General features: G+C 65.7%; 17 protein-coding genes. 10 read left to right on the top strand and 7 right to left on the bottom strand.

Going from position 1 to position 20,158, the window contains the following annotated elements:
* Nucleotides 1-73: 73 nt before the first annotated feature.
* From sucD to HCU64_RS11320, 4 genes are all read right to left on the bottom strand, one after another.
* Nucleotides 74-985, bottom strand: a complete 912-nt coding sequence (gene sucD / locus HCU64_RS11335) for a succinate--CoA ligase subunit alpha (protein WP_233383987.1) — start codon at nt 983-985, stop codon at nt 74-76.
* A complete protein-coding gene (locus HCU64_RS11330) occupies nt 982-2,124 on the bottom strand; it encodes a succinate--CoA ligase subunit beta (protein ID WP_233383986.1) in 1,143 nt (380 codons plus the stop codon). The genes sucD and HCU64_RS11330 overlap by 4 nt, the downstream gene beginning before the upstream one ends.
* Entirely contained in the window at nt 2,121-3,500 is a 1,380-nt protein-coding gene (sauS, locus tag HCU64_RS11325; RefSeq protein WP_233384278.1) for an acylating sulfoacetaldehyde dehydrogenase, read from the bottom strand. The genes HCU64_RS11330 and sauS overlap by 4 nt, the downstream gene beginning before the upstream one ends.
* A gap of 156 nt (nt 3,501-3,656) precedes the next feature.
* Nucleotides 3,657-4,964, bottom strand: a complete 1,308-nt coding sequence (locus HCU64_RS11320) for an MFS transporter (protein WP_233383985.1) — start codon at nt 4,962-4,964, stop codon at nt 3,657-3,659.
* Nucleotides 4,965-5,201: 237 nt separating this feature from the next.
* On the opposite strand from HCU64_RS11320, the gene HCU64_RS11315 reads away from it, so the two are divergent.
* The 7 genes from HCU64_RS11315 (at nt 5,202) to sorB (ending at nt 12,525) form a co-directional block, all read left to right on the top strand.
* Nucleotides 5,202-6,065 (top strand): LysR substrate-binding domain-containing protein, encoded by an 864-nt coding sequence (locus HCU64_RS11315; protein WP_233383984.1) that lies wholly within the window; start codon nt 5,202-5,204, stop codon nt 6,063-6,065.
* A 131-nt stretch (nt 6,066-6,196) separates the two neighbouring features.
* Complete coding sequence (locus HCU64_RS11310; protein WP_233383983.1) at nt 6,197-6,412, top strand: hypothetical protein; 216 nt, start codon at nt 6,197-6,199, stop codon at nt 6,410-6,412.
* 295 nt (nt 6,413-6,707) lie between these two features.
* Complete coding sequence (locus tag HCU64_RS11305) at nt 6,708-8,387, top strand: GMC family oxidoreductase (protein WP_233383981.1); 1,680 nt, start codon at nt 6,708-6,710, stop codon at nt 8,385-8,387.
* Complete coding sequence (locus tag HCU64_RS11300) at nt 8,384-9,721, top strand: MFS transporter (protein ID WP_233383980.1); 1,338 nt, start codon at nt 8,384-8,386, stop codon at nt 9,719-9,721. Before HCU64_RS11305 ends, HCU64_RS11300 begins: the two co-directional genes overlap by 4 nt.
* A gap of 124 nt (nt 9,722-9,845) precedes the next feature.
* Nucleotides 9,846-10,916, top strand: coding sequence for a YeiH family protein (locus HCU64_RS11295; protein WP_442785951.1), 1,071 nt, complete (start codon nt 9,846-9,848; stop codon nt 10,914-10,916).
* A 60-nt stretch (nt 10,917-10,976) separates the two neighbouring features.
* The gene (sorA, locus tag HCU64_RS11290) at nt 10,977-12,182 is read left to right on the top strand and encodes a SorA family sulfite dehydrogenase catalytic subunit (RefSeq protein WP_233383976.1); all 1,206 of its coding nucleotides are present in this window, start codon (nt 10,977-10,979) and stop codon (nt 12,180-12,182) included.
* A gap of 13 nt (nt 12,183-12,195) precedes the next feature.
* Nucleotides 12,196-12,525 carry a SorB family sulfite dehydrogenase c-type cytochrome subunit gene (sorB, locus tag HCU64_RS11285; protein WP_233383975.1) on the top strand — a complete coding sequence of 110 codons (330 nt, stop codon included), beginning with the start codon at nt 12,196-12,198 and terminating at the stop codon, nt 12,523-12,525.
* Between the two features lie 110 nt (nt 12,526-12,635).
* Here sorB and xsc read toward each other — a convergent pair whose 3' ends face one another.
* Nucleotides 12,636-14,411 (bottom strand): sulfoacetaldehyde acetyltransferase, encoded by a 1,776-nt coding sequence (gene xsc, locus HCU64_RS11280; RefSeq protein WP_233384277.1) that lies wholly within the window; start codon nt 14,409-14,411, stop codon nt 12,636-12,638.
* 209 nt (nt 14,412-14,620) lie between these two features.
* On the opposite strand from xsc, the gene HCU64_RS11275 reads away from it, so the two are divergent.
* Both HCU64_RS11275 and HCU64_RS11270 read left to right on the top strand, forming a co-directional pair.
* Nucleotides 14,621-15,397 (top strand): IclR family transcriptional regulator, encoded by a 777-nt coding sequence (locus tag HCU64_RS11275; RefSeq protein WP_233383974.1) that lies wholly within the window; start codon nt 14,621-14,623, stop codon nt 15,395-15,397.
* Nucleotides 15,398-15,435: 38 nt separating this feature from the next.
* The gene (locus HCU64_RS11270; RefSeq protein ID WP_233383973.1) at nt 15,436-16,602 is read left to right on the top strand and encodes an acetate/propionate family kinase; all 1,167 of its coding nucleotides are present in this window, start codon (nt 15,436-15,438) and stop codon (nt 16,600-16,602) included.
* Between the two features lie 74 nt (nt 16,603-16,676).
* Here HCU64_RS11270 and HCU64_RS11265 read toward each other — a convergent pair whose 3' ends face one another.
* Together HCU64_RS11265 and HCU64_RS11260 are read right to left on the bottom strand one after the other, a co-directional pair.
* Nucleotides 16,677-18,791 (bottom strand): ABC transporter ATP-binding protein/permease, encoded by a 2,115-nt coding sequence (locus HCU64_RS11265; protein ID WP_233383972.1) that lies wholly within the window; start codon nt 18,789-18,791, stop codon nt 16,677-16,679.
* Nucleotides 18,792-18,994: 203 nt separating this feature from the next.
* Nucleotides 18,995-19,300 carry a hypothetical protein gene (locus HCU64_RS11260; protein WP_233383971.1) on the bottom strand — a complete coding sequence of 102 codons (306 nt, stop codon included), beginning with the start codon at nt 19,298-19,300 and terminating at the stop codon, nt 18,995-18,997.
* A 210-nt stretch (nt 19,301-19,510) separates the two neighbouring features.
* Between HCU64_RS11260 and HCU64_RS11255 the strand changes: the two genes are divergently transcribed.
* Entirely contained in the window at nt 19,511-20,143 is a 633-nt protein-coding gene (locus HCU64_RS11255) for a 2OG-Fe(II) oxygenase (protein WP_233383970.1), read from the top strand.
* The last annotated feature ends 15 nt before the right edge of the window (nt 20,144-20,158 follow it).

The following is a 20,158-nucleotide window of genomic DNA, read 5'->3' as shown; positions in this document are numbered from 1 at the left end:
AGGCGTTAGCTTCCAGTACGGAATTCGGATCCGCCGCGGGCAACCAGCCCGCAGCGGTTTCGCTTCGGAAAGCTCAGGCGCGAAGCGCCATTGTCGCCGAATGAGCCGCGCCTCTGCCGAGGCCGGCTTCGAGCAGACCGGGGATCTCGGAGGGGGTGTCGGCCACCGCGACACCTGCCGCTTCCAGGGCGCGGCGCTTGCCGTCATAGCTGCCCATGGTCCCCGACACGATCGCGCCGGCATGGCCCATCTTCTTGCCGGGCGGCGAGGCGCGGCCGGCGATGAACGAGACAACGGGCTTCGACATGCCGGAGGCGTATTCCGCCGCCGCCTCTTCCATCGCGCCGCCGATCTCGCCGACGAGCACCACGGCGCGAGTCTTGGCATCCTCGTCGAGGGCCTTGAGCGCGTCGCGCGTGGTGGTGCCGATCATCGGATCGCCGCCGATGCCGAGGAAGGCCGACTGGCCGATGCCGGCTCGGGTCAGGTTCAGGCAGATCAGCGTGCCGAGGCTGCCCGAGCGCGAGATCACGCCGACCTCGCCCGGCTGGAAGATGTTCGGGTTGTGCCCCGGCATGATGCCGACGAAGCCCTCGCCCGGCGTGACGATGCCGGCGGTGTTCGGCCCGATGATGCGGGTGTGATGGGCTGCCGCCGCGTGGTGGATCGCCATCACGTCACGGGCCGGGATGTGCTCGGTGAGGATCACCACGGTCTTGGCGCCGGCCTCGATCGCGTCGACCGCGGCGTCACGCGCCATGGCCGGCGGGATGAACATCACCGCGACGTCGAAGGGAGTCTCGGCCATGGCGGCCTCGGCCGAGGCGTAGACCGGCACGCCGAGATGGGTCTCGCCGGCGCGCTTTGGATTGACCCCGGCCACGACCTGCGTGCCGCACTCCATCATCTTCTCGGTCCAGAAAGTGCCCTGCTTGCCGGTGATGCCCTGGACGAGCACGCGGGCGGACTGGCGATAGATGATCATCGTGCGGCCTCTCCGCTTGCTGCGTTCACGGCGGCCTGGACCGCATCTTCCATCAGGTCGAAGGGCTCCTGGCCGAGCCCGTCGCGCACGAGGCGCACGGCCTCGTCTTCGCCGGTTCCGTGGATCGAGAAGAAGACCGGGATGTCCGGGTTCAGCCGCTTCCAGGCGGTGACCACGCCCTCGGCCATCACGTCGGTGCGGGCGAAGGCACCGCAGAAGTTGACGACGAGGCTCTTCACGCCGGGATTGGACAGGACGAGCTTCAGCGCCGCTTCCGACTTGGTGTAGGCCTCGCCGCCGATCTCCAGGAAGTTGGCGGGGCGGCCGCCGCAATGGGCGATGACGTCCATGGTGGTCATGGTGAGCCCGGCGCCGTTGGCGAGCACGCCGACATTGCCGTCGAGCTGGATGAACTTCAGCCCGTTCTCGGCGCCCTGGTGCTCCAGATCGGTCATCGGCTCTTCGGCCGCCTGCAGCGACAGTTCCGGCTGCCGGAAGCCCGCGGAATCGTCGAGGGTCAGCTTGCAGTCCAGCGCCACGACCCGGCCGTCGGCCAGCACCGCGAGGGGGTTGATCTCGATCAGCTCGGCGTCGGTCTTGCCGCTGGTGGCGTAGAGCGCCGCGAGGATCTCGGCGACCTTCTTCTCGGTGCCGCCGAGGTCGAGCCCGGACAGCAGTGCGAGCGCGGCGGCCTCGTCGAAACCCTTGTCGGGATCGACGAGGTGCCGGCGCAGCGCGTCGGGACGCGTGGCGGCGACCTCCTCGATGTCCATGCCGCCCTCGGTGGAGAACAGCACCAGCGGGCGCCGGCTCGCGAAGTCGGTGAGGATCGCGGCGTAGAACTCGCGGGTGATCTTGGCCTGCTCCTCCAGCAGCACCGAGCCGACGGCGTGGCCATCGATGCTCATGGAGAGGATCCGCTCGGCGACGCTGCGGGCCTCGGCGGCCGAGTTCGCCGGCTTGATGCCGCCGGCCTTGCCGCGCTTGCCGGTGGGCACCTGCGCCTTGACCATGCAGGGGCCGAGTTCCTCGAAGGCGCGAGCGGCTTCATCGGCCGTCGTGCAATGGACCGAGCGTGGCACCGGGATGCCGGCGGGCGCGAGGACCCGCGCCTTCGCGACGTGCTCCAGAAAATTCATCGGGCGGCCTCCTTGTGTCCGATCCGCTTCCAGTGCGGCCCGAACAGCTCCAGCTCGGTCGGCTTGTCCTCGGGGATCGGCGTCACGAGGTGGGTGATGTTGAGCATGTGGCGGTAGCTCAGGTTCTCGGAAATCGAGTTCTTCTGCCAGGAGCCACAGCCCATGCTCAGGGTGAAGCCGAGGCCCGAATTGAAGCCGCCGCCATTGCCGAAGGTGTGGGCGAAGTTCACGAGCACGCGCACCACGTCGAGATCCTCGGCGAGCTCGCGGGCGCGGTCCATGTTCTTGGTGTGCAGGCCGCAGGAATGGCCCTTGCCCTGGTGGTTCAGTATTTCGTCGACCCGCGCCTTGGCGGCCTTGAAGTCGCTGGCACGGTAGACGGTGAGCACGAGGGCGAGCTTCTCACCTGAGAGCGGATAGGCCTTACCGACACCGGTTTCCTCGACGAGGAAGTATTGCTTGGCTTCGGCTGCCTTCGGCAGCTCGAAGGCGCGTGCCAGAATGTCAGCATCGCGGGCGATGAGGTCGCGGCTGAGCTTGCCCTTGACCCATAGCCGCTCGACCACCCGCTGCTTCTCTTCCGGCGTGCAGAGATAGGCGCCGGCCCGCTCGAGGGCTGCGATGGCCTTGTCGTAGACAGCATCGACGATGACGACGGCGTTCTCCGAGGAGCAGGAGGTGGCGTTGTCGAAGATCTTCGACTCACGGATGCGCTCGGCGGCGGCATCGAGGTCGGCGGTCTCGTCGATGATCACCGGCACGTTGCCGGCGCCGACGCCGATAGCCGGCGTACCGCTCGAATAGGCGCGGCGCACATTGTCCTGCGAACCCGTCACTACGACGAGGTCGCAGGCCTTCATCAGCGCTTCGGTCGAGTCCTTGGTGACCGGGGAGGGCAGGATCTGCACGAGATCCTGCGGCAGCCCGATCTTGGCGAGCTCCTCTCGCATCAGCTCGACGATCCGTGAGGTGGTGCGGTAGCCGAGCGGGGAGGGCGCGATGACGATGGCGTTCCGGCCCTTTATCGCCATCATCGCCTTGTTGACTGGTGTCGCGCCGGGATTTGTCGAAGGTGTCACCGCGCCGATCACGCCCATGGGCTTGGCGTATTTGACCAGACCCTTGGCATCGTCGCGCTCAATCACGCCGACTGAGCGCGAGCGCAGGAGATCACGGAGCGTCCCGAACGTCTTGCGCTGCTTCTTGCGGATCTTGTCGGCGACGTTGCCGAGGCCGGTATCCGCGACGGCGAGCTCGGCGAGCTCGCGTGCATGCTCGGGCTTGTAGAGCGCCCAGGCCAGCGCCCGGACCGCGGCGTCGGCAGTCTCTTGGTCTACGTTGGCGAATTCCTTCTGGGCCGCACGCGCCCTGAGCATCACGCCCTCGACTGGGCCCGGCTCGATCGGGCTCGGGGTGACGGGGACCGGCTCCTGCCGGTCGACGGAACGCTCTTTGAGACTGACGACGGACATGCCGCGGTTTTCCTTACGCTGCTGTCGAAAAAGGATGGGCGAGGGGAGGGTGACCTGCGGTCAGGCGCTGGGCCTGACCGCCACCGAAGCGTTCGAAGCGGGCTGCGCCGGCTCGATATCGTCGACGAAGAGCTCGTCGGGCCGCATGAACAGGGCAAGCACGGCGCCGAGCAGAAGCAGGCCGAGGGAGGCGATGAAGGGCAGGTCCCAGCGCCCGGTCGCATCGATCACGGCACCGAACACCACCGGCGAGATCATGCCGGCGAGGCCGAAGCCGAAGTTCATGAAGCCCGAGGCCGTGCCCGAATGCTGGGGCGCGATGTCCATCGGCACCGCCCAGATCGGGGCGACGATCAGTTCGGCGAAGAAGAACGCGCCGGACAGGCAGAGGGCGATCGTGACGACGTCATGCACGAACAGCACCGGCATCATGAAGGCGAAGGCGCCGAGGAAGCCGACCACGATCACGCTGACGCGGGCCTTCGAGACGCTGCCGGTGCTCTTCAGGATTCGGTCGCTGACGATGCCGCCGACCGTGTCGCCGACCACACCGGCAAAGAACACGCCCGAGGCGAAGATCGCCGACTTCTTGATGTCGAGATGGTACTCGTGGAGGAAGTATGAGGGGATCCAGTTCAGGAACAGCCAGAGCGTCCAGCCGTAGCAGAAGTCGGTCGCGGTCACCGGCATCATGCGCTTGAGCAGGCGCCCCCACGGCACGGCCTTGCGCTCCGTGGCGATCTTCATCTCTGGAAGGACGGCGAGCTCCTCCTTGGTGATGTGCTTGTGGTCGCGCGGATCGTCCCGGAAGTACCAGAACCACAGGCCAACCCAGGCGAAGCTGATCACGCCGATGATCCAGAAGCTGTCGCGCCAGGAGAGGGCGACGATCAGGAAGGCGATGATCGGCGGCGTCAAGGCATTGCCAAGGCGAGCTGCCGCATGGGTGATGCCCTGGGCGAAACCGCGCTTGTCGGCCGGCATCCAGTTGGCCAACGCACGGGTCGCGGTGGGAAAGGCGGAGCCTTCACCGATGCCGAGGATGAAGCGGGCGATGATCAGGGACATCGCGCCTTCGACGAAGCCGATCGCAATCGTCGCGGCCGACCAGATCGCGCCGCAGATCAGCAGCGTCTTGCGGGGGCCGAGGCGATCACCGAGCCAGCCGCCGGCGATCTGAAAGAAGGCGTAAGGATAGGCGAAGGCCGAGAAGGCGAGGCCAAGTTCGAAATTCGTGAGCCCCAGCTCCTTCTGCATGGCGGGGGCGGCGGTGCCGATGTTCACCCGGTCAATATAGGTGACCAGGTACATCAGGCAGATGACCAGCAGTACGCGATCGGTGGCTTTGAACCGAACAAGCCGCAGCATTCTGCCCTCCTGACTGATGTCGGACAGACTTGACCAGCCGGCGCGTAAGACCACGCGAAGGCGGGGCAAGTCCCCGACATCCGTTGAGTGTTCCTCACCTTTGAAGCGACGGCCTGTTCGGGGTCGTTGATCGCCCTGAATCGTGGGTGGTCCGGCACCTCGATCTCAAGCTAGCGATTGCATTTGCATTGGAGAAATTTATTCTATGCATCGAGATCATTCAGGAAATTTATCGATATGATTCCGGATCTCGAGATCCCCCTGCTCAGGACTTTCGTCGCCGTGGTCGAGACCGGCAGTATAACGCTGGCCGGCAAGCAGGTCGGCCGCACCCAGCCTGCCATTACTCACCAGATGCACCGGCTCGAGAAGGCGCTCGGCAAGTCGCTGTTCGAGGGCGATCGTCGCCACCTCACCCTGACGCGGGACGGGGAGATGCTGCTTGGCTACGCGCGTACTCTTCTTGGCCTCAACGACGAGATCCGCGAGCGTTTCGACGCACCCGACGTCGCCGGCCACGTGCGGCTTGGCGTGCCCGATCTCTATGCGGCCTTCCTGCTGCCGGCCGTGCTCAGCGGCTTTTCGCGTGCCTACCCGCAGATCGAGATCGAGTTGCGCTGCTCGCGCAGCGTCAATCTGCATGCGGCGCTACAGCGGGAAGAGATCGACATAGCGCTGATGACCCGGCAGCCGGAATTCGGCAGTGGCACCATCGTTCGGCTGGAGCCGCTGGTCTGGGTTTCCGCCCGCGAGTATCCGGTCTCTGCGCAAGGCGCTCTTCCGCTGGCGTTGCTGCCCGCCGGCAGTGTCTACCGGCAGCATGCCCTCGAGGCGCTGGGCCATGTGGGGCGGCCCTGGACCATCGCGGCCGTCAGCGACAGCATCGCTGGGCTCCAGGCTGCGGTCTATGCCGGGCTCGCTGTCTCGGCCTTCCCGCTCTGTGCGTTAAGCCCGCTGGTTCGCCGCCTCGGCCGGAACGACGGATTGCCGGACATGCCGGACCTCGAAATCGTGCTGCAGCGCAAGCCCAGCGGGATCGCAGCCGCTGCCGAGCATCTCGCCGAATACATGATGGCCGAGATCGGAAATCTCCCGCGCTAGTCGGCAAGCCCCGGGCTCCGGTCAGGCGCCGAGGGCAACGCTCCCATGACGGCTCGACAGTGGCGAAATTATTGCGACGCAAAAGTAGCTCGGATAGTTTGTTTGCATTGCAGCAAACGGGCTCTTCAGCCATGCCTCCCCACGAGCGCCTCCGCCAGATCCTTCCCTTCGCCGTTGCGCTCTACCTTGCTGCGAGCGTTGCCAATCTTCAGGCAAAGCAGTCGACCATCCAGCTCCCGCGTGACGGCATCGCGCTTAAGAATGTCGTTGCCACCATCAAGTGGCACCTCAGCGAGATCGCCAAGAACGAACAGGCCGAAACACTGATCGGCTTCCCGGGGAACTGATCGCTTCCCGACCAACTCGTTCCGTGGCCCAGCGGAGCAGCAGAGGGACCCGAGCGGCATTCGCATTCAGCCACCGAGCTAGGCCGCGTGTTCCCTGAGTCCCCCTCGCGCACCGCTTCACTCCAGGCGGTGCCGGAGGCTGCGCGACGTCTGGCTGGCACGACCCCGATTACAGCTGTTCGCGTTGACACGCCAGCAAATTCCTCATTTAATCGAACATATCGTTTCGAAATTCGAGACATTAGAGCTCGAGGCGGCGCGATAACGAGGAAACGCAATCGAGGAGGTGCAGGCGGTGGATATCGCCCCCTTCGACTTCATCATCGTCGGTGGCGGCACCGCAGGATGCGTTCTTGCGAACCGCCTCTCGGAGGACGGCCGGCATCGCGTGCTGATGCTGGAGGCGGGCCCGCGCGATCGCTCGCCCTGGATCCATCTTCCCATCGGCTATGGGAAGACGATGTTCCACAAGACCCTCAACTGGGGGTTCTACACGGATCCCGAGCCGACCATGAAGGATCGGCGGATCTACTGGCCGCGCGGCCGCACACTCGGCGGCTCCTCCTCGATCAACGGCCTGATCTACGTCCGCGGGCAGCCTGAGGATTACGACCACTGGGCCGCGCTCGGGAATGCCGGCTGGTCGTGGAAGGATCTTCTCCCGTACTTCATCCGCTCCGAGCACAACACCAAGGGCGCCGGACCGGCCCATGGCGGCGACGGCCCACTCTGGTGCTCCGACATCGAGCACAAGCACGAGCTGATCGAGGCGATCATCGCCGGCGCCGGCGAGCTCGGCGTCAAGCGCACCACGGATTTCAATGCCGGCGACCAAGAGGGCGTCGGCTACTACCAGCTCTTCACGCGGAAGGGTTGGCGCTGCAGCTCCGCTGTCGCCTATCTGCGCCCGGCAGAAGGCCGCTCCAACCTCCGCGTCGAGACCGATGCCCATGCCACCAGCCTGATCCTCGAGGGCAGCCGCGCCGTCGGTGTGCGCTACCGCCAGAATGGCCGGATCATCGAGGCGCGCGCCTCGAGAGAAGTCATTCTTGCCGCCGGTGCCCTGCAGAGCCCGCAGCTTCTGCTGCTGTCCGGTATCGGCCCGGCAGCCGAGCTACAGCGCCACGGCATCGCGATCGAAAAGGAGCTGCCCGGGGTCGGCGAGAACCTGCAGGACCACCTGCAGATCCGGCTGATGTACAAGGTGGCGAAGCCCATCACGACGAATGACGATCTGCGCTCTGTCTTTGGCAAGGCGCGGATCGGACTGCAATGGCTGCTGACCCGCGGCGGTCCGCTGGCGGTGGGCATCAACCAGGGTGGTCTGTTCACTCGCGTGATGCCGGGGCCCGGCACCCCGGACGTACAGTTCCACTTCGGAACGCTCTCCGCCGATATGGCCGGCGGCGCACCGCATCCCTGGTCGGGCTGCACGTTTTCGGTGTGTCAGCTCAGGCCGGAATCGCGGGGCACGGTGACCCTGCGCAATGTCGATCCGTTCGAGGCTCCGGTGATGCGAGCCAACTATCTCGCCACCGAGACCGACCGCCGCTGCACAATCGAGGGCATGAAGTTCGCCCGCCGCCTCGCTTCGACAGGGCCGCTGCGTGAGCTTCTCACCGAGGAGACCAAGCCAGGGCCGGCCATCGAGGGCGACGAGGGGCTGCTCGACTTCGCCCGCGCCTCGGGCGCCACGATCTTCCACCCCTCGGGCACCTGCAAGATGGGCGACGACCCGATGGCGGTGACCGATACACGTCTGCGCGTCCATGGCGTCGGCGGCCTGCGCGTCGTCGACTGCTCGATCATGCCGACCCTGGTCTCCGGCAACACCAGCGCGCCCGTGGTGATGATCGCCGAAAAAGCCTCCGAGATGATCCTGGCCGACACCCGCGCCGGATCGGCGCCGGTCAGGGTCGGTTCGACGACACCGCGCCCGCTCGCCGAGCCGGTGAGAGAAGGGAGCCTGACATGAACGAGAACAGCCGCGGTCTCGGCCGCGTCGTCAGCGCCTCGCTGATCGGCGCGACGATCGAGTGGTACGATTTCTTCCTCTACGGCGTCGTCGCCGGGATCGTCCTGAACAAGCTCTACTTCCCGGCCCACGACCCGCTCGTCTCGACGCTGCTCGCCTACTCGACCTTCGCCGTCGGCTTCGTGACGCGCCCGCTGGGCGGCGTGATCTTCGGGCATTTCGGCGACAAGATCGGCCGCAAGAGCATGCTCGTGATCACGCTCATGCTGATGGGCGTGGCCACCTTCCTGATCGGCCTGGTGCCGACCTACGCCCAGATCGGAATCGCCGCGCCGCTCCTGCTGCTCTTCCTGCGCATCATCCAGGGGATCGGTCTCGGCGGCGAATGGGGCGGGGCCGTGCTGATGGCCTTCGAATACGCCCCGCCAGAGAAGCGCGGGCTCTATGCCAGCATCCCACAGATCGGCTTGGCGCTCGGGCTTTGCATCGCCTCGGGCGTGGTGGCCGGCCTGTCCTATGGGCTCACGGAAGAGCAGTTCCTGGCCTGGGGCTGGCGGCTCGCCTTCCTGCTCAGCGCCGTGCTCGTCGCCGTCGGCGCCTACATCCGGCTCAACGTGATGGAGACGCCGGAATTCGCCCAGGTGAAGAAGGCGAACACCGAAGCCGCGATCCCTTTCGTCTCGATGATGCGGGACTATCCCGGCAACGTGCTCGCCGGCATGGGCGCGCGCACCATCGACGGCGTGTTCTTCAATATCTTTGCGGTGTTCTCGATCGGCTATCTCACCGGCACGGTGAAGCTACCGCGCACAGAGGCGCTGCTCGGCGTCACCGCTGCCGCTCTGCTCCTCTGCGCCACGATTCCGCTCGCCGGCTGGCTCTCTGACAGACTTGGCCGCACGCGGGTCTATGCTTGGGGCTCGCTGCTCACAGGCCTCTCGGCCTTCCCCGCCTTCTGGCTGTTCCTGAATAGCGGCGGCAGCACCGGCATGATCTGGCTGGCGCTGATCGTGCCCTTCGGAGTGCTTTACGCCACAGTCTACGGGCCGGAGGCGGCGCTCTTCTCGGAGCTGTTCCCGGCCCGGGTGCGCTACACTGGCATCTCGTTCGTCTACCAATTCTCCGGAATCTTCGCGAGCGGCCTCACTCCGATCATCGCTACCGCGCTCCTGCAATATTCCGGCGCCGACAAGCCCTGGCTGGTCTGCACCTATTGCGCCTTCGCCGGTCTCGTCAGCGCCATTTCCGCTTGGTGGATCGGCCGTGAGGCGCAACGTGGCTCGCTGGCGGAGCCAGAACGGACCGAGCAATGGACTCGTACACAGGCAACCTGAAGGATGTTCTACGTTATAGAACGATCTTGGAAGATTGTTCTCGAATTTTGCTGCGCATGAGCAAAGAATTGCTATGAGGGCCTAGACTAGCGATGCCAAAGATCGGCATCGGAGAGTGACGATGCTGCAGGAAAACCGTTTCGTGACGCCGCCCAAAACCAACCCCGTCATCGCACGCATTACGTCGCTGGCGCCGGGGATCCTGCTCTGCATCGCGGTGACGCTCGTCTCGATCGGCCTGCAGCATGTCGAGGAGGGCGTGTTCGAGCATCCCTATATCGAGGCGCTCGTCATCGCGATCCTGCTCGGCATGGCGATCCGCACCTTCTGGCAGCCGAGCCAGATCTGGCGCTCAGGCATCGCCTTCAGTGCCAAGCAACTGCTCGAAGTCGCGGTCATGCTGCTCGGAGCTTCGATCAGCTTCGCGGCGATCGTCGCCTCTGGCCCGCTGCTGCTCGCGGCCATCGTCGGCACCGTCGTCGTCACCATCGTGGCGAGCTTCACGATCAGCCGCATGCTCGGCCTCGCGGTTCGGATGTCGCTGCTGATCGCCTGCGGCAATTCGATCTGCGGAAACTCGGCCATCGCTGCCGTGGCCCCCGTTATTGGAGCGTCGAGCGACGACATCGCCTCCTCGATCTCCTTCACCGCGATCCTCGGCGTGCTGATGGTGCTCGGCCTGCCACTGCTGATCCCGCTGCTCGGCCTCGGCGCGAGCCAGTACGGCATCCTGGCCGGCCTGACCGTCTATGCGGTGCCGCAAGTGCTGGCCGCCACCGTCCCGGCCGGCCTCGTCGCGACCCAGATCGGCACGCTGGTGAAGCTCGTGCGCGTGCTGATGCTCGGGCCCGTCGTCGTCGGCCTCTCGCTGCTCGCTCCCCGGTTCAGCGAGACCCAGGCCGATCCGGCCAAGCCCCGCAAATTCGATCCGTTCAAGCTGGTGCCGTGGTTCATCCTCGGCTTCCTGATCCTCGCGGCCTGCCGCTCCTTCGGCCTGGTTCCGGACATGGCCGTTGGGCCAATCACCAAGGTCGCCGGCTACCTTACCGTGATCTCGATGGCGGCTCTCGGCCTGGGCGTCGACGTGCGAGTGATCGGCCGCGTCGGCGGCCGCGTCACCGCGGCGGTGACGCTCTCGCTCGTCCTGCTCCTCTTGATCAGCCTCGGGCTGATCCACCTGCTTCGGCTCGGCTGAACTCAGCCCCGCCCACGAGACGGCGGCCCCACGAAGGGGCCGTCCGAGAAGGAGGAAACGATGTTGCAACGACGCGATGTACTTCGCGGCGCTGGCTCCGCTTTGCTCGCGACCGCCGCCTTCGGCAGTCGCGCGAGGGCCACGCCGAGCGATCGGGTGACGCTACCTTTCGGGAATGGCGAGCGGCCGCTCGTCGCCTATCCCGGGAAGCGTCCGCTCATCCAGATGACGAGCCGGCCGCCGCAGCTGGAAACGCCGTTCTCAGTCTTCGACGAGGGCACGATCACGCCGAACGACGCCTTCTTCGTGCGCTACCACCTCGCCGGCGTCCCCACCGAGATCGACCCGGAGAGCTTCCGCCTGGAGATCAAGGGCAAGGTCAACAAGCCGCTCAGCCTGTCGCTCGCCGATCTCAAGAAGCTCGACGCGGTGGAGATCACGGCGGTCAACCAGTGCTCGGGCAATTCCCGCGGCTTCTTCGAGCCGCGCGTGGCGGGCGGCGAACTCGCCAACGGCGCCATGGGCTGTGCCCGCTGGAAGGGTGTGCCCCTCAAGGCCGTCCTCGAGCAGGCGGGCGTCCAGGCCGGCGCCAAGCAAGTGATGTTCGAGGGGCTCGACGGGCCGATTCTCGAAAAGACCCCGGACTTCGCCAAGGCGCTCGACATCGATCACGCCCGCGACGGCGAGGTGATGCTGGCCTACGCCATGAACGGCGAGGACTTGCCCTTCCTCAACGGCTTCCCGCTCCGTCTCGTCGTGCCCGGCTATTACGGCACCTACTGGATGAAGCATCTCAACGCGATCACCGTCCTCGACACCACGCTCGAGAACTTCTGGATGAAGACGGCCTATCGCATCCCGGCCAATGCCTGCGCCTGCACCGAGCCCGGCAAGATGCCGACGGCGACCATTCCGATCAACCGCTTCACTGTGCGCTCCTTCATCACGAACGTGCAGGATGGCGGCAAGGTGAAAGCTGGGGAGACGGCGCTGCGCGGCATCGCCTTCGACGGCGGCTACGGCATCACCGACGTGCTGGTCTCGGGTGACGACGGTCGAACCTGGACGGTGGCTAAGCTCGGCAAGGACCAGGGCCGCTATGCCTTCCGTGGCTGGGAGGCCAGCCTCAAGCTGCCGGCCGGCGAGCACAAGCTGCGCGTCCGGGCCATGAACCGGATCGGCCAGTCACAGCCGCTCGAATCCTTGTGGAACCCGGCCGGCTACATGCGCAACGTGGTCGAGACGACCCGCGTCACGGCGAGCTGAGGGGAGGGTGACCATGACACGATCAGCAAAACGGATGACCCGCCTCGGTCTCTCCGGCATCGCCCTGTGCGGCGCCTGCCTCTGGATCGGCGCGGCCGGCGCCAAGCCGCTGACCTACGACCTGCCCGAAGACACGGCGCAGCTCCATCCCGGGCCGGGCAAGGAGGTGGCCGAGGCGCATTGCCTGACCTGCCACTCGCCAGACTACATCGCCATGCAGCCCGCCAAGAAGGGTCACGCCTTCTGGACCGCCGAGGTCACCAAGATGATCAAGGCCTATGGCGCGCCGATCGAAGACGAGGATGCCAAGAAGATCGCCGATTATCTGGCGGCGACGTACTGACGATGGGCACCCCTCTCCCTGTTTGTGGGGAGAGGGGTGCCCGTTTCCTCAGCCACGAAAAAGGAGCGGCGGATCTCTCCGCCGCTCCTTTCTGTTTTCCGACACTTCGATCAGGCCGGCCGCTGCGGCTGCATGTCGGCCTTGTCGATCCCGGCGACGACCACCGGCTTCTTCATCGCGTCGCGGCGGAAGGGCTCGCCGAGCTCCTGGTTCAGCATCACCTCGATGAAGGTGGTGACGCCCTGCGCCTGGGCCTCGCCGGCCTGCTGGATCGCCTCGGTCAGCGCGCGCTGCGTGTCGACGCGGACGCCCTTGAAGCCGCAGCCATCGGCGATCTTGGCGTAGCTGAGCTTCGGGTCGAGCTCGGTGCCGACGAAGTTGTTGTCGTACCAGAGCGTGGTGTTGCGCTTCTCGGCACCCCACTGGAAGTTCCGGAAGATCACCATGGTGACCGCCGGCCATTCGTCGCGACCAATCGAGGTCATCTCGTTCATCGAGATGCCGAAAGCACCGTCGCCCGAGAAGCCGAAAACCGGTACGTCCGGGCAGCCGATCTTGGCGCCGATGATCGAGGGGAAGCCGTAACCGCAGGGGCCGAACATGCCCGGCGCGAGGTACTTCCGGCCCTGCTCGAAGGTTGGGTAGGCGTTGCCGATGGCGCAGTTGTTGCCGATGTCGGTCGAGACGATCGCATCGCGCGGCATGCCGGCCTGGATCGCGCGCCAAGCCATGCGCGGCGACATCTTTTCGCTCTCGCGCTCGCGGGCCTCGGCGTTCCAGCTCGTGCCCTCGTCGTCCTCCTCGTGGTCGATCGAGGATAGGGCCTGCGCCCAGGCCGACTTGGTGCGGTGAACGAGGGATTGGCGATCCTCGCGGCCGGCATTGCCGGCGCTCGCCGAGAGCTGTTCGAGCAGTTCCTTCGCGACGTGCTTGGCGTCGCCGCAGATGCCGACCGAGATCTTCTTGGTGAGGCCGATGCGGTCCGGGTTGATGTCGACCTGGATGATCTTGGCGTTCTTCGGCCAGTAATCGATGCCGTAGCCCGGCAGGGTCGAGAACGGGTTGAGGCGGGTGCCGAGCGCCAGCACGACGTCGGCCTTGGCGATCAGCTCCATCGCCGCCTTCGAGCCGTTATAGCCGAGCGGGCCGACGGCGAGCGGGTGCGAGCCGGGGAACGAATCGTTGTGCTGGTAGCCGCAGCAGACCGGGGCATCGAGCCGCTCGGCCAGGGCGACGGATTCCTGGATCGCGTTGCCGATGACGACGCCCGCACCGTTCAGGATCACCGGGAACTTGGCGTTCGAGAGCAGTTCGGCCGCGTCGGCGATGGCGTGCTTGCCGCCGGTCGGGCGCTCCAGCCGGACGATCTGCGGCAGCTCGATATCGATCTGATGCGTCCAGTAATCGCGCGGGATGTTGATCTGCGCCGGTGCGCAGCCGCGCCAGGCCTTCTCGATCACCCGGTTCAGCACCTCGGCGACGCGGGTCGGATCGCGGACCTCTTCCTGGTAGCAGACCATGTCCTCGAACAGGGCCATCTGCTCGACTTCCTGGAAGCCGCCCTGACCGATGGTCTTGTTGGCCGCCTGAGGCGTCACCAGCAGCATCGGGGTGTGGTTCCAGTAGGCGGTCTTGATCGCGGTGACGAAGCCGGTGACGCCGGGGCCGTTCTGGGCCACCGCCATCGCCATCTTGCCGGTGACGCGGGAATAGCCGTCGGCGATCAGCGCGGCGTTGCTCTCGTGCGCGCAGTCCCAGAAGGTGATCCCAGCCTTCGGAAACAGATCCGAGACCGGCATCATGGCCGAGCCGATGATGCCGAAGGCATGCTCGATCCCGTGCATCTGCAGGACTTTGATGAAGGCTTCTTCCGTCGTCATCTTCATGGCGCGCTCTCCCAAACCTGGCTCGGCCAAGTCGTTGTCGATCATTCTTGAAGCTCGGACGGCGGCTCTCCGTCATGGCGTTCGGGCCGCTCCGAGGCGAGGCGCGCAGGGCGTGCGGCACCATCACCCAGGCCGAACTTAACGCCCCACCGCGGCATTCTGCAACAGAAATCTCGTTTTTTTGCTTTTTTCATTCAGGAAATCGGAATATGAAACCAGAGACCATGGACGAAGCCACCGAATCCTCTCCTGCGCTCAAAGCGTTCAGCCTGCTCGAGACCATCGCTGCGATGGATCACGCGCCGACGCTCGCTGAGCTGACGGAGGCGGCAGGCCTGCCCAAGCCCACGCTGCACCGCTGGCTGAGCATGCTGGAGGGCGCTGAACTTCTGCGGCGGATGCCGGATGGGCGGCGCTACGAGCTGGCATCGCGCGCGACCGCGCTCGCCTTCGCGATTCTTTCGAACAATCCCGGCTCGACGCAGCGCCACCAGATCCTTGAGCGCGTCGTCCGCAGCCTCGGCGAATCCTGCAACCTTACGGTGCTGGAGGGCAGCGAGGTGATGTATCTCGACCGCGTCGAGGCCGCGGCCCCCTTGCGCGTCGCCTTCCAGAAGGGCTCGCGCGTGCCGGCCCACGCCTCGGCGAGCGGCAAGCTGTTTCTGGCGATGATGCCACCGGCCAAGCGCGACCGGCTGATCGGCACGCTGACGCTGGAGCGCTACACCGCCAACACCCTCGCCGATACCGAGGCGCTGAAGGCCGAGCTCGGCCGGATCAAGCGCGACGGCTACGCCTTCGACGACGAGGAGTTCCTGTCCGGCCTCTTCTGCGTGGCCGTGCCGATCTTCGACCAGAACGGCCGCGACTGCCTCGCCGCCCTCGCGCTGCAGGCGCCGGTGGTGCGCGTCTCGCGGGCCAATGCGGCGGAGCGCATCTCGGCTCTGCGTGAAGCCGCTGAAGCGCTTGCAGTCACCCTACGATAAGCGTCCGCCACGGGCGCACTCAGAGAGGAGAGACGCCCATGGACGATGCCGTTCTGGTGATCAATGCGGGCTCGTCGAGCGTGAAATTCGCGCTCTTCCGAGCAGAGACACTCGAACCGCTTTGTCGAGGTGGCATCGAGGGAATTGGCAGCCGGGCGGCCTTCGGTGGCGCCAAGGGCCCCGAAGCCGGCCTGTTCGCCGGATCAGAACTGCCTGAGACAGCCGATCACGACGTGGCGACGCGCTGGCTGCTCGATGGCATCCGCAACTCCGATCGCTTCGCCCTTCAGGCAGCCGGTCACCGCGTCGTCCATGGCGGTCCGGATTTTTGCGCGCCCGTCATCATCGACGATGCGGTGATGACCGCCCTTGAAGAACTGATCCCGCTGGCTCCGGCTCACCAGCCGCACAACCTCGCCGCCATCAAGGCCGTGGCGAAGGCATGGCCTGGCCTGCCTCAGATTGCCTGTTTCGACACAGCCTTCCACCGGACGATGCCGCGGCTCGCCCAGATCTTCGCGATTCCGCACGAACTGACCGACCAAGGCCTCATCCGCTATGGCTTTCATGGCCTATCCTACCAGCACATCGCCGACGTGCTGCCCGGTATCGCCGGCGAAGCGGCCCAAGGCCGCGTCATCGTCTGCCATCTCGGCCATGGTGCGAGTCTCTGCGCCATGCAGGAAGGTCGGAGCATCGCCACCACCATGGGTTTCACGGCGCTCGACGGCCTCGTCATGGGAATGCGCTGTGGCGCTATCGATGCCGGGCTGGTGCTTCATTTGATCGAGCAGCGCGGTATGGCGCCGGCGGAGGTCTCCGAGATCTTGAACCGGCGCTCGGGCCTGCTCGGCGTCTCAGGCATCAGCAACGATGCGCGGGTACTGCTCGCGAGCGACGATCCGCGGGCGAAGGAGGCATTGGACCTCTTCGCTTATCGCGTGGTGCGGGAAGTCGGGTCACTGATCGCAGCGCTGGGCGGGCTCGATGCTCTGGTCTTCACCGCAGGCATCGGGGAGCATTCGGCGCATGTCCGCTCCGCGATCTGCCGAGCCCTCGGCTGGGCCGGAATTGCGCTCGACGAGACCCGGAACGCTACAAACGCAACGTGTATCAGTAATGACGGGGCACCGGTCCCAGTGTTCGTCATTGGCGCCGATGAGGAGCGGCCCATCGCTCAGGCCGTGCTCCAAAAGATTTCATGAGTTGCCAGGACCCGGCAGCTGCAATGAGGGGTTTTCGATCCCGATCTTGCGGTTCTGCTCCGGCCACGCCGCTCCTACTCCGCTGCGGCAGGCGCCGGGAGCCGTTTTGGCTCGAAGCGGCCATCGTTCGCGGGTTGCATGTCGATACGGCCGTCATGCAGTTCGTGGAGGGTCGAACGGTGGCCGATCGAGACGATCGTGGTGCCCGGCAGCTTCTCACGCAGTGTCCGATAGATCCTGGCCTCGCTCGGCTCGTCGAGGGCTGCAGTGGATTCGTCGAGAAAGAGCCAATCGGGCTTGGCCAGGATCGCGCGGGCGATAGCTAGCCGCTGTTGCTCGCCGCCCGAGAGGCGCTGATCCCAGGCATCGATCTCGTCGAGCTTGTCGGCGAGTTGCGAGAGCTGAGCGGCGGCGAGCGCCTCGCGGATCGCCTCGTCCGCGAACTGATCTGTGGTGTTCGGGTAGCTGACGGCGCCGCGCAGGGTGCCGAGCGGAATGTAGGGCCGCTGCGGCAACACCAGCGCCGACTGGCCTGCTGGCACGTCGACCCGGCCCTTGCCGAACGGCCAGATCCCGGCGATCGCCCGGAACAGCGTCGACTTGCCCGAGCCCGATGGGCCGGTGACCAGCGTCGCTACGCCCTTCGGCAAGGCAAAGCCGGCAGTTTGCACGATCTCTCGCCCGTCGGGCAGCCCGAGGACGAGATCCTTTGCCGTGACGTCGCCCTTGCTGTCGTTGCCCTGGACGAGGCCGTAGCCCGCTCCGCTCAAGGCCTCGGCCTTGGTCATGGCGCGCTTGAAGGAGGAGAGACGGTTGGTATTGGCCTTGTACGACGCGAGCGTCGTGTAGGAGCTGATGAAGAACGACAGCGCTCCCTGCACGCTCGAGAAGGCATCCGCCGTCTGCTGGAACTGGCCCAGCGTGATCTTCTTCGCGAAGTAGGACGGCGCCGCCAGGATGTAGGGGAAGACCACGCTGAGCTGGCTATAGGACAGCGTCAGGCTGCCGAGCTTGATCCGGCGATAGATGATGCCGAGGTAATTCGAGATGATCGAGTTGAAGAGTCCGCGAAGCCGCACTGTCTCGGCGCGTTCGCCGCGCAGCAGCGCGATCTGCTCGCTGTAAATGCGCGACCGGGCGAGCGAGAAGCGGAAATCCGCTTCGACCTGCTCCTGCCGGAAGTCGAGGCCGATCAGCGGTCGGCCGACGAGATGCGTGAGCCAAGTGCCGACCACGGCGTAGCCGATCACCAGCCAGACCAGGAATCCAGGGATCACCGTGTCGGTGAAAGGAAGCACGAAGTCCCGCGACAGGCTCCACAGGATGACCATGAAGGAGACCAGCGTCGCGGCCTGCGAAAGCAGGCGGATCGAGAGCGTCGTCGTCTGTTGAATGAACAGGTTGACGTCGCTCTGGATACGCTGGTCGGGGTTGTCGGCATGCTCGTCGGTGAACGGGATGCGGTAATGCGTGCCGCCGTCGAGCCAGCGCTCGTAGAGGCTCCTCGTGAGCCAGGTCCGCCAGCGAATGTGCAGGCTGGCATCGACGAAGACGTCGAGCATGCCGATGATCACCCAGACCGTCGCGAGCGGACCGAAGATCCAGATCAGCTGGTACCAGAAGACGTCGGCCTTGTACTCCTGGAGGGCGTTGAAGAGGTCGCGGTACCAGAAGTTCAGGCGCAGCTGCAGGGCGACCTGGGCGAAGGTGATGAAGATCGAGAGCGCAACGAGGCGCTGGCCGAGGGCGCCCTCGGTGCGGCCGAGGAAGCGGAACGGACCAATCTCGCGGGTCGGCTCGTCGCGGGTGGCAAAATAGGGGTCGGCGATCAGCGTGATGTCTCGGATCGGCTGCAGGTAGGAGATCGCCAGCACGATCGCGGCGAAGACGACAGCGCCGGTCGAGGCGAATTCCGGAGGCAGCAGCGCCGCCAGGACCGGCGGCAGCAATCCGATCATGGCGGCCTGCTTCGCAAGCGCCAGGAACAGGTAGCCGATCCCATAGACGGAGATGAAGATCTTCAGGTAGGCGGAGACGTTTCCGGCGGCGAGCAGGATGCCGGCCATGGCGAAGCCCGCGAGCGACACATAGAGCGGCGGAGATGGCAGGCCTGGTGCCGCGATCAGCAGCAGCGCGACGATGGCGGTCAGGACGGCTTGTATGCCGAGCCCGCTCTTGAGTGCGGCCACGCTGGTCTCCCTTCGGACGCTTCATACACACGCGGACCGGGCAACCCGGCAACGGGCCGTGCCCTTACGGGCAAAATCCCTCACGCAGTGACGTGGCGACATAGTGTTGCCGGGCCGCCGCGTCTCCTGAAATTTTGGTCACGTTCGGATAGGCAAGCTGTGGAAGGCCGCTTCTCGGGCGCATCTCGGCCGGCGCCCGGCCCCTAATTCCCGTTCCAGTCCTCGAATTCGGGCGCCTTGCAGCGGTATCCGATGGGACATTGCGGGTTGTCGCGGGTCGGCACGAAGCGGAGCTCGGCGATCTCCGAAATCTCGCAATAGCCACGGTCGGCCACGATCCGCTCCGAGAGGGCCGGCCCGGTCGCAAGCACGATGTCGCCATCCTGTTTCACCAACGCCTTGGCGTCCGTGCAGGACATGCGGTTGGTCGCCAGACGCTGTTGGGCGGCGACGGGAGCCACCTGGGCCAGGGCCAAGGTGCTCGTCAGGAGGACGCGAGCGAAGGTCATGATGCCACAGGGCCGCGGTGACGATTCCGGCCCAAGCTTGACCATGGCAGGTTCATGCCGGCCGGAAAAGGGGCGCTGGCGCACTGACCGCCGTGCAGAAGCCGCAATCGGGCAGTTAACGAATCGCTGTGGCCTGAAAGGCCTTTAACAAACGATGAAGCGGCCGTAGAAACAACGAATCGCGCCGCTCTCAACGGGCGAGATCTCATCATGTCGGCTTTATCGATCCTCAACCTGGATGCAGTGCGCGAAGCCCCCGTCTCGCGCTCGCCCTATACCTATTTCCTCGGCAACGGCGTTCTGCGCCGTGACGCCATCGACGAGATCCGTCAGGATTTCCCGGCCATCGCCAAGCCGGGCTATCTCACCGTCGACGAAGTCGCGCTCAAGGGCCGCTTCAAGGCGCTGATCGACGAGCTGGAGAGCGACGAGTTCTCCCGCATCCTCGGCGAGAAGTTCGGCATCGACCTGGTGTCGTGCCCGCGCCTCACCACGATCATGAAGAAGAGCCAGCTCAAGTACGGCGCCATCCACACGGACGGCCCGTCGAAGGTCATGACGCTGCTCGTCTACATGAACGATGAGTGGGACGCTCCGGCTGCGGGCCGCCTTCGGGTTCTCTACGACGGCAAGAACTACGAGCCCTTCGCGGTCGAGGTGCCGCCGACCATGGGCACGATGTTCGCGTTCCTGCGCGCCGACAATTCCTGGCACGGCCACGAGCCCTTCGAGGGCGAGCGCCGGGTCGTGCAGGTGGCTTGGATCAAGGACGCGAGCGAGCTGGAGCGCAAGAAGAAGCGCAACGGCATGGCGCAGTTCCTGAAGGGCATTTTCGGGCGCTGATCATGTCAGAGGGGC

Source organism: Methylobacterium sp. C25 (genome assembly GCF_021352225.1).
Lineage (GTDB): Bacteria > Pseudomonadota > Alphaproteobacteria > Rhizobiales > Beijerinckiaceae > Methylobacterium.
The sequence above is the reverse complement of the archived record's forward strand: the minus strand, read 5'-3'. Positions and strand labels throughout refer to the sequence as shown.

Excerpts from the sequence above, each read along its gene's own strand:
- sucD (WP_233383987.1), bottom strand. The coding sequence starts at position 985 with ATGATCATCTATCGCCAGTCCGCCCGCGTGCTCGTCCAGGGCATCACC.
- HCU64_RS11330 (WP_233383986.1), bottom strand. The coding sequence starts at position 2,124 with ATGAATTTTCTGGAGCACGTCGCGAAGGCGCGGGTCCTCGCGCCCGCC.
- sauS (WP_233384278.1), bottom strand. The coding sequence starts at position 3,500 with ATGCTCAGGGCGCGTGCGGCCCAGAAGGAATTCGCCAACGTAGACCAA.
- HCU64_RS11320 (WP_233383985.1), bottom strand. The coding sequence starts at position 4,964 with ATGCTGCGGCTTGTTCGGTTCAAAGCCACCGATCGCGTACTGCTGGTC.
- HCU64_RS11315 (WP_233383984.1), top strand. The coding sequence starts at position 5,202 with ATGATTCCGGATCTCGAGATCCCCCTGCTCAGGACTTTCGTCGCCGTG.
- HCU64_RS11310 (WP_233383983.1), top strand. The coding sequence starts at position 6,197 with ATGCCTCCCCACGAGCGCCTCCGCCAGATCCTTCCCTTCGCCGTTGCG.
- HCU64_RS11300 (WP_233383980.1), top strand. The coding sequence starts at position 8,384 with ATGAACGAGAACAGCCGCGGTCTCGGCCGCGTCGTCAGCGCCTCGCTG.
- sorA (WP_233383976.1), top strand. The coding sequence starts at position 10,977 with ATGTTGCAACGACGCGATGTACTTCGCGGCGCTGGCTCCGCTTTGCTC.
- sorB (WP_233383975.1), top strand. The coding sequence starts at position 12,196 with ATGACACGATCAGCAAAACGGATGACCCGCCTCGGTCTCTCCGGCATC.
- xsc (WP_233384277.1), bottom strand. The coding sequence starts at position 14,411 with ATGAAGATGACGACGGAAGAAGCCTTCATCAAAGTCCTGCAGATGCAC.
- HCU64_RS11275 (WP_233383974.1), top strand. The coding sequence starts at position 14,621 with ATGAAACCAGAGACCATGGACGAAGCCACCGAATCCTCTCCTGCGCTC.
- HCU64_RS11270 (WP_233383973.1), top strand. The coding sequence starts at position 15,436 with ATGGACGATGCCGTTCTGGTGATCAATGCGGGCTCGTCGAGCGTGAAA.
- HCU64_RS11260 (WP_233383971.1), bottom strand. The coding sequence starts at position 19,300 with ATGACCTTCGCTCGCGTCCTCCTGACGAGCACCTTGGCCCTGGCCCAG.
- HCU64_RS11255 (WP_233383970.1), top strand. The coding sequence starts at position 19,511 with ATGTCGGCTTTATCGATCCTCAACCTGGATGCAGTGCGCGAAGCCCCC.